This window comes from Gudongella sp. DL1XJH-153, assembly GCF_049310905.1.
Lineage (GTDB): Bacteria > Bacillota > Clostridia > Tissierellales > Tissierellaceae > Gudongella.
In genome coordinates, this window is record NZ_JBMEMN010000070.1 from 1 (window position 1) to 1875 (window position 1875).

The 1875-nt window shown below is 39.6% G+C and carries 1 protein-coding gene; it reads left to right on the forward strand.

Going from position 1 to position 1875, the window contains the following annotated elements; all coding sequences use genetic code 11:
• Positions 1 to 136 precede the first annotated feature (136 nt).
• The gene (locus tag ACOEN1_RS13350) at positions 137 to 1849 is read left to right on the forward strand and encodes an IS1634 family transposase (RefSeq protein WP_422487386.1); all 1713 of its coding nucleotides are present in this window, start codon (positions 137 to 139) and stop codon (positions 1847 to 1849) included.
• Positions 1850 to 1875: the final 26 nt, after the last annotated feature.

Genomic DNA, 1875 nt, shown 5'->3' on the forward strand with positions numbered 1-1875 from the left:
CGGGAGTTTGACAGTTTAATAAAGATATAACCCTTGAAAGCCTTGAAATTATCGGCTTTTTATTATTTTTTTGCCATTTTTATATTGCGTACCTTTTCGCCATGTGGTATAATAATACTATATGGGAGGGGTTTTTATGAGGTTGAAAGTCAGTGAATCCAAGAATGCTGCTTCATATTATGTTATTAAGGACTATTACTCCAATGGAAAAAGAACAACTAAGATTGTAGAAAAGCTTGGTACTCATGATGAACTTCTTAAGAAGCTGGGTGGCAAGGACCCTGTCCAGTGGGCTAAGGGGTATATCGAGGAATTGAACAAGAAAGAGAAGGATGAAAAAAATGATGTTCTGGTAAGGTATTCTCCTTCTAAACAGATCAATCCAGGGCAGCAGAGGCTTTTTAACGGTGGATACCTGTTTCTTCAGAAAATATACCATCAGTTGGGTATCCAAAACATCTCTGAGTCCATATCCAAAAAGTACAGATTTGCCTTCAATCTGGATTCTATTCTTTCGAGACTTGTGTATGGGAGGATTATTTTCCCATCATCCAAGCTTGCCACATTTGATCTCTCTTCCAGGTTCATAGAGCAGCCTGACTTTGATATTCAACATGTATACAGGGCTCTTGATGTCATTTCAAAGGAGACTGATTTTATCCAATCTGAGCTGTACAAGAACAGTCTAAAGCTTTCAAAGAGGAACACTGGGGTCCTTTATTATGATTGCACCAACTATTTCTTTGAGATTGAGGAGGAGTCTGGTTTAAGGGAGTATGGTCATTCCAAGGACCACAAACCCAACCCCATTGTTCAAATGGGTCTGTTTATGGATGGTGATGGTATCCCTCTTGCTTTTGACATACATAGCGGAAGGACCAATGAACAGAAGACCCTTAAACCTTTGGAAAAGAGAATTCTCTCTGATTTCAAACTTTCAAAGTTTGTGGTTTGCACAGATGCTGGTCTTTCATCCGTTGAAAACAGGAAGTTTAACGATATAGGCAGCAGGGCCTTTATCACTACTCAATCTGTCAAGATGCTTAAGGACTATCTCAAGGAATGGGCTCTTGACCCTAAGGGATGGATGTATGCTGGCGATATGAAGACTTATGATATTTCCAAACTGGACGAGCAGAAGGATTATTCAAAGACCTTCTTCAAGGAAAGGTGGATCAATGAGAATGGTCTGGAGCAAAGGCTGATTGTCACCTTTTCACTGAAATACAGGAATTACAAAATGCAGATCAGAGAAAATCAAATACAAAGGGCTGTTGATGTAATTGAAAAGAATCCAGCAAAGATCAAAAAGTCCGGTTCCAATGATTTCAAGAGGTTTATCGAGAAGACCAACGTGACCACTGATGGTGAGGTTGCTGAGAAGGAACTGTTTAGCATAAACAAGACTCTGATTTCCAAGGAAGCCATGTATGATGGATTCTATGCTGTATGTACAAATCTGGAGGATGAGGTCAGTGACATAATCAGCGTCAATCACAGAAGGTGGGAAATCGAGGAATGCTTCAGAATCATGAAAAGTGAATTCAAGTCAAGACCGGTCTACCTAAGTCGAGATGAAAGGATTCAGGCTCACTTTACAACATGCTTCTTGTCCTTGGTTGTGTACAGGTACCTTGAAAAGGCTCTTGACAGCAAGTTTACAACCTGTGAGATAATCAAGGGATTAAGGGACATGAACTTTTACGAGATACCTGGTGAAGGCTTGATTCCGACCTATGTTAGAGATGATTTCACCGATGCATTGCACGATGCCTTTGGCTTTAGGACTGACTATCAGATACTAAAACATAAACAGGTCAAAAATATTTTAAAAATCACGAAGAACTAAAAAAGGTACGCACTTTTCGAGTAATA

Excerpts from the sequence above, each read along its gene's own strand:
- ACOEN1_RS13350 (WP_422487386.1), top strand. The coding sequence starts at position 137 with ATGAGGTTGAAAGTCAGTGAATCCAAGAATGCTGCTTCATATTATGTT.